At 39.6% G+C, this 7,295-nt stretch carries 6 protein-coding genes and 1 tRNA gene; all 7 read left to right on the top strand.

Annotation, left to right across the window (positions count from 1 at the left end):
• Positions 1-50 precede the first annotated feature (50 nt).
• Positions 51-124, top strand: a tRNA-Pro gene (locus QM923_RS09235).
• Positions 125-304: 180 nt separating this feature from the next.
• Positions 305-1,579: a glycosyltransferase gene (locus tag QM923_RS09230; RefSeq protein ID WP_414291644.1), complete on the top strand. Its 1,275-nt coding sequence runs from the start codon at positions 305-307 to the stop codon at positions 1,577-1,579.
• A complete protein-coding gene (locus QM923_RS09225) occupies positions 1,576-2,556 on the top strand; it encodes an NAD-dependent epimerase/dehydratase family protein (protein WP_414291643.1) in 981 nt (326 codons plus the stop codon). The genes QM923_RS09230 and QM923_RS09225 overlap by 4 nt, the downstream gene beginning before the upstream one ends.
• Positions 2,531-3,346, top strand: coding sequence for an MBL fold metallo-hydrolase (locus tag QM923_RS09220; RefSeq protein ID WP_414291642.1), 816 nt, complete (start codon positions 2,531-2,533; stop codon positions 3,344-3,346). Before QM923_RS09225 ends, QM923_RS09220 begins: the two co-directional genes overlap by 26 nt.
• A complete protein-coding gene (locus tag QM923_RS09215) occupies positions 3,324-4,586 on the top strand; it encodes a F390 synthetase-related protein (RefSeq protein WP_414291641.1) in 1,263 nt (420 codons plus the stop codon). The genes QM923_RS09220 and QM923_RS09215 overlap by 23 nt, the downstream gene beginning before the upstream one ends.
• Positions 4,587-4,601: 15 nt before the next feature.
• On the top strand, positions 4,602-5,546 hold the full coding sequence (locus tag QM923_RS09210; RefSeq protein WP_414291640.1) for a 3-oxoacyl-[acyl-carrier-protein] synthase III C-terminal domain-containing protein: 945 nt from the start codon (positions 4,602-4,604) through the stop codon (positions 5,544-5,546).
• Between the two features lie 171 nt (positions 5,547-5,717).
• A complete protein-coding gene (gene cls, locus QM923_RS09205; protein ID WP_414291639.1) occupies positions 5,718-7,250 on the top strand; it encodes a cardiolipin synthase in 1,533 nt (510 codons plus the stop codon).
• Positions 7,251-7,295: the final 45 nt, after the last annotated feature.

Genomic DNA, 7,295 nt, shown 5'->3' with positions numbered 1-7,295 from the left:
ATCAGGCGGTTAGAGGTTCGACTCCTCTAGGGTGCATTAACAATTTAATTCGGGAAGTAGCTCAGCTTGGTAGAGTACTTGGTTTGGGACCAAGGTGTCGCAGGTTCGAATCCTGTCTTCCCGATTGGTCAATACTTAAATTGGGGCTATTGCCTTTTTTTTATTTGATTTTAATCATTATTATCTGTAAATTTACATTGCACTTTCTTAAATGTTTCGTTACCTTTTCATGTCAAAACTAATAAATGTGTAAAGAATTATCTTATCGATAGTTCTTTTTTTTAAAATTTGATATCCTAGTCATATGAAAAGAATCAAAATTGATGTTGTAGTTGTGCCTTTAAGTGGACATTTGTACCCAACAATGAATTTATTAATACCTTTACTTAATAACCCTCGATATAATATTCGCTTATTCACTGGTCCTCAAAAAAAAGCCGTTGCTGAGTCTGCAGGTTTTCATGTAGTTCCAATACTAGAAAATCACATTGAGGATTTTGAACGTGCAGCTAATAATGATCAGCAATTAGGGATATTATCCGCTTATCAACAACTTTCATCTAGTATTGATTTAATTAATGTGGTTTCAGATCAATTATTGGAAGAGTGGCAAAAGAATCGCCCTGATATCGTCATTGCCGATTTTATAACCTTGTCTGGAGGTTTAGTAGCTAATCAACTTGGAATTCCTTGGATAACCACCATGGCTACACAATTTGTTTTAGAGACTACTGATGGTCCACCTTGTCTAATTGGTGGAATTGGAAGTCCCAAGAATGTCTGGCAAGTTTCCGTACAATTTTTAGGTAGAAAAGCGACTCGTTTAGTGAAACGAATTGCATCTTTTCTGCTTCGTGATCGCTTAAAAAGGTATCATTTTAAATTGTATAATCAACTCGGTCATGAGACCATTTATTCTCCATATTCAATTCTTGGTATTGGTATGAAAGAAGTAGAATTAAAAAAGGGATTTCCAAAACACTACAAGTGGGTTGGTCCTTCTGGTGCTTCAGTTGAGGCAGGAGAGGATTATCCTTTAGATTTGTCTCCTTTTATGGAGCGAAAGAAAGTTTTGATGACTTGTGGGACACAACTAGCTTGGGCAAAAGAAAATCTTATTTATCAAGCTACGCAACTTGCAAAAGCTCATCCTGATTGTCACTTTTTTGTAACTCGTGGTGTAGGTGGAGAGGCCTTCCAATGTGAAAATCTCATGGAGAACCTTTCCGTAGTTTCTTATCTACCTTATAAGGAGTACATTCCCCAGATGGATTACGTGATTCATCACGGGGGAGCTGGGATTTTTTATCAATGTATCATTTATGGTAAACCAGCTTTGATATTGCCTCATGATTATGATCAGTTTGATTATGCCGTTCGTGGGGTTGAAGCCGGTGTTGCTTTCTCAGCTAAAAGAGATAATAGCAAGGCCATTGGACAAGCCTTTGAGGAGCTGTTAGCTAAAGAAAATTGGCCAGAATTAGAGACTTTGCGCCAAGCAGCACAGTCTTATCATCCGACGGAAATCTTAGAGAGCGAAATCCATCGTCTGCTAGAAGATAAGGAGAAGGAAAAATGAAAACAGTTTTAGTAACTGGAGCGACAGGTTTCTTGGGTAAATATGTTGTAGATGAATTAGTCGAGCATGGCTATCAGGTTCGAGCTTTTGGTAGAAACAGTAAGGTTGGTTGCTCTTTAGAGAATTCTTCGGTTAGTTTTTTTCAGGGTGATTTGACCAAAGCTGAGGATGTGCTAGCGGCTTTCAAGGGGATGGATCTGGTCGTTCATGCGGGAGCCCTGTCAACAGTTTGGGGTCCTTGGGAAGATTTTTATCAGGCTAATGTTTTAGGAACTAAATATGTTCTTGAGGCATGTCGCCAAACAGGTACTCAACGTTTGGTCTATGTATCCTCACCAAGCATCTATGCTGCTCCTAAGGATCAGTTGGCTATCAAAGAAAGTGATGCTCCAGAGGAAAATAATCTCAATAACTATATCCGTAGCAAATTGGCTTCAGAGAAACTCTTTAAAGATTATCCAGATGTTCCGAGTATCATCTTGAGACCTCGTGGGCTTTTTGGGATTGGGGATACCAGTATTTTGCCACGGGTGATCAATCTGAGTCAAAAACTTGGAATTCCTTTGATTGGGGATGGGCGTCAGCTCATGGACATGACTTGTGTGGAAAATGTTGCTCTGGCAATCCGTTTGGGCATAGAAGCTCCAGAAGCTAAAGGTGAGGTTTATAACATTACTAATGGTGAACCGAGGGCTTTTAGAGATTTGCTAGAGGAAAGTTTGACAGGCCTGAGTTATCCAATCAAATATAGAAAAATTCCAGCATCTCTCTTATCAGGAATTGCAAGTAGTTTAGAATTTATATACAAGACCTTGAACCTTAAAGGGGAGCCACCTCTAACTCGATATACCTATTATCTGCTTCGCTATAGTCAAACGCTGGATATTAGCAAGGCCCAGAGGGAATTGGGGTATCATCCGAAAATTAGTATTTCAGAAGGGATTGAACAATATGTCCAAGATTATCGAAAGCATTGAGTATTTCCCAGCCGGATATTGTACTAGTTATGCCGGTTTGCTATTCAAGGGTGTCAAGAATAGAAAGATGACTTTCCCCGCAGGAGTGTTCCTTATCAAGCACAGGGATAAGGGCTATCTGCTCTATGATACTGGCTATCACTATGATATTAAGACGAAACTTCGTTATGCTTTTTACCGTTTGGGGACGCCAGTTCAAATGACGGAGAAAGATCAGATTTCGCACTTGCTGAAAGCTAAAGGGATCAAGCCAGAAGAAATCAACTATGTCTTGCTGTCTCATCTACATCCAGATCATTTGGGAGGGGCTAGCTTCTTTCCGAATGCAAACTTTATCCTGACCCAGGAAGTCTATGATGTTTACAAGAAACCAAAACTAAAGGATTTAATTTTTAAAGAGTTTTTGCCGAGTGACTTCGAGGAAAGATTGACAGTCATCAAGGCAAATCAGCAAAATGCTAACTTTAAGTATCGCCCTACCATCGATCTTTTTGGAGACGGAAGTATCCTTGTATCTTCTATTGATGGGCATGCTAAGGGCCAAGCCTGTCTCTTTATTCCAGATTATCATCTCTTTATCGCAGCAGATCTTTGTTGGGGAATAGACCTCTTACCTTACACCAAACAGATGCATCTGATTCCTTCATTGGTGCAAGATAGTAAGTATGACTATATCAAGGGAACAGAGCTACTGGAAGAGGTTTTAAAGGATGGCATAGAAGTGCTAGTTAGCCATGACCCTGTAGAAAGGATTGAGCGGATCTTGTATGAAAAAAATAACCTTCCTTAAAACTTTTATCCAAACTCGCTGGCTTCATAATTTTAGATCTCGAGAAGCATTAGAAAACTATCAGAAAAAGCAACTGGCTAGCTATATGGACTTTCTTAAACGTGAGTCACCTTATTTTAAAAATGGTGTACCTAACGACTTTGATCATATGGATAAGGCTTTTATGATGAGTCATTTCAATGAGCTTAATACTCAGGGTGTGGATCGAGACGAGGCCTTGGCTTTGGCTATTGAAAGTGAAAAGACCAGGAATTTTACAGAGCTCAAGGGAGAAATAGCTGTTGGGTTGTCTTCTGGAACATCTGGACACCGGGGACTCTTTATCACAACTGAAAAAGAGAGAAGTATGTGGGCAGCAGCTATCTTGGCAAAGATGTTGCCCAAGGGCCAACTTTTTGGGCACCGCATAGCCTTTTTCCTCAGAGCGGATAATGAACTCTATCAGACCATCAATACGGCACTTATTCGTTTAGAGTACTTTGATATTTTCAAGAATACAGATGAGCATATCGAGCGTCTCAACAATTCTCAACCGACCATTGTGGTGGCGCCTGCTTCTATGTTGATTGAATTGAGCAAGCGCCTAAAAGATGGGGAGTTAGTCATTCACCCACAAAAAATCGTTTCGGTGGCTGAAATCTTGGAAGATAGTGATAAAGAGCGAATTTTGAGCGCTTTTGAGTTACCGATTATTGACCAAGTCTACCAGGCAACCGAAGGTTTCTTAGCTTGTACCTGCTCTGCTGGGAATCTTCATCTCAATGAAGACATCATTTTTGTGGAAAAACACTACTTGGATGACCGACGTTTTTATCCGGTGATTACGGACTTTAAACGAATCAGTCAGCCTGTTTATCGCTACCAACTCAATGATATTTTGGTCGAAAATCCTGAACCCTGTCCATGTGGATCTCATTACACAAGGATTGACAAGGTCGAAGGGCGTTCTGACGACATCTTCTATTTTGATGGACAAGATGGAGGTCAGGTAACGATTTATCCTGACTTTATCAGACGTTGCATTCTCTTTGTGGAGAATGTTGGAGATTACCAAGTCAAACAACATTCTGAGAAGCTAGTGGAAGTTTGTTTGAGTCGAAGAGATGAGCAAGTTGAAACAGCGATCACAGAGCAGTTCCGACTCTTAGCGAAACAAAAAGAGTTTAAAGAACCTGAAATACAATTTTCAGATTATCACTGGGATACAAGTCGTAAGCTCAAACGTATCCAACGTTTATGAAAGGACAAAAAAATTATGACAGAAGTAAAAAGACATGTAGAAATTGCAGGTTATGGAGTCTGCCTTCCAAAAAATACGGTTCAATTTAAAGACCAAACCCGTCATCGTGTGGTTGAAAATGAAGAAACGCAACTAGATTTGGCTGAAGCAGCTATCCAAGCTGCACTTGAAAATGCAAATTTGAGTATGAAAGACATTGATTGCCTGGTATCAGCAAGCGCGGTTGGTGTTCAGCCGATTCCTTGTACGGCAGCTTTGATTCATGAACGTGTGGCAAAAGGGCTCTCTATCCCAGCTATGGATATCAATACGACTTGTACAAGTTTTATTTCAGCCCTTTCGACTATGTCGTACTTGATTGAAGCTGGAGAATACCATCGTGTTTTGATTGTATCCAGTGAAGTTGGTAGCTTGGGTCTCAATCCAAAGCAAAAAGAAAGTTATGAACTCTTTAGTGATGGAGCGGCTGCCTTTATTTTCCAATTAAGTGATAAGGATAAGGGAGTTATCGCTAGTCTTCAACGTACTTGGTCAGAGGGGGCTCACGATACAGAGATTCGTGGAGGCTTGACTTCTTATCAGCCAAAAGAGTACTCTGAAGAGACCAAGACCAATTTTATGTTTGATATGAAAGGCAAGAAAATCCTCTTGCTTTCTGCTCGTGTCATACCAGAAATGTTCCAAGAATTCCAAGAGAAATCTGGTATTTCTAAAGATGCTGTAGACTATATTATTCCCCACCAAGCTAGTCGCGCTCTTCCTTTGGTCATGGGAAAACTGGGTGTAGATGAAGACAAGTACCTTAATCTCGTTACGGATTATGGAAATATGGTCTCCGTTGCGGTACCTTTTGGTTTAGCCTATGCACTCGATCACGGATATGTGAAGGAAGGAGATACCATCTTCTTAATGGGAACTGCAGCTGGTATGACGGTCAATATGTTGGCTTTGAAATTATAAAATGAGAGCAGGCACCTATAAGTGACCTGCTTTTTAAATTAATTTTAAACGTAGAACTATCGGCCTATACAGAAAAAGCTTGATAACTTTTACGAAACTAAGTATACTAGAAGGTAACAAGCGTTTTCAGACAGTATATTAGGGAGTATACTTAGAAATTGAGAGGGAGATATGGGAATCAGAAAATTTCGCTTATTAATGTCCAAGTATGGTTTTAGTATTGCGATTATCCTGATAGAATTAGTTCTTGTTTTCGGAATTATTCTTTACATGAGCCAGATTGCTCCGATTATTTGGGTGCCTCTTGTATTTTTGATTAGCGTAGCAACCGTTATAGCGATTGTCAATCGTTCGATGTCACCTGAAAGCAAAGTGACTTGGTTGATTGTGACCTTTGTACCGGTGTTTGGTCCACTGCTTTATCTCATGTTCGGTGAGAGAAGACTATCAAAAAAAGAACTGAAACAACTCCAAGAATTGAATTCTATTGCATTTCATGAGAATAATGGGCGGCAACTCCATTTGCAACTACAGGAGACAGACAAATCAGCTTACGGAATTATCAATGCCTTGCTACATATGGATAGTAATGCAGAGGTTTATGACCATACAGACTCACAATTCTTTGCTAATGGAGAAGAAATGTGGCAACAGATGCTGGAGGATCTTAAAAGAGCAGAAAAATTTATTTTTCTAGAATACTACATTATCGACGAAGGTTTGATGTGGGATAGCATGCTCGAAATTCTGGAAGAAAAAGCAGCTCAGGGAGTCGAGGTCAAGATGCTCTATGACGACATCGGTTGTATGGTGACTTTGCCTGGGGATTATACTGTTTATTTGCGTTCTAAAGGGATTGATGCTCATAAATTTAATAAGGTGATTCCTCGTATGACAGTGGCCTATAATAACCGTGACCACCGGAAAATATTAGTGATTGATGGACAAATTTCCTATACTGGAGGAATCAACCTTGCAGATGAATATATCAATCATATTGAACGTTTTGGACACTGGAAAGATAGTGGGATTCGGATTGATGGTCCGGCGACTCAAGCATTTACCAGACTATTTCTCATGAACTGGTACATCAACCGTGGAGAAATCAGTGACTTTGATCAGTATCATTTGGAAAATCAGACACGATTTGGTAGCGGTCTTTGTATCCCATACGGCAGTGGACCGAAACCAATCTATAAAACTAAGGTAGGGAAGATTGTTTATCAAAATCTGATTAACCAAGCAGAAGATTTTGTTTATATCACAACGCCTTATCTCATTATCGATTATGATTTAACAGAGGATATAAAAAATGCGGCGATGCGAGGCGTAGATGTGAGAATAGTCACGCCCCATATACCGGATAAAAAACTCATTCAACTTGTAACACGGGGAGCTTATCCAGATCTTTTATCTGCGGGTGTTCGCATTTTTGAATACACACCTGGTTTTATCCATAGTAAGCAAATGATTGTTGATGATCGATTCGCGGCTGTCGGTACTATAAACTTGGATTATCGTAGCTTGGTTCATCACTATGAAAATGCAGTACTACTCTACAAAACAGAGTCAATAGCGGATATTCGCAAAGATTTTGAAGGAATTTTTGAACAATCTCAAGAAATCTTCTCGGATACCATAAATCCTACATGGTATCAAATGATGATTAAAGAAGTAACACAGTTATTTGCGCCTATGCTTTAATTGAAAGAATTAACTGAGAATAGATGATTAGAGGAGAGGTTGGGA

Origin of the sequence: Streptococcus infantis (genome assembly GCF_047463275.1) — a bacterium.
Lineage (GTDB): Bacteria > Bacillota > Bacilli > Lactobacillales > Streptococcaceae > Streptococcus > Streptococcus infantis_AF.
The sequence above is the reverse complement of the archived record's forward strand: the minus strand, read 5'-3'. Positions and strand labels throughout refer to the sequence as shown.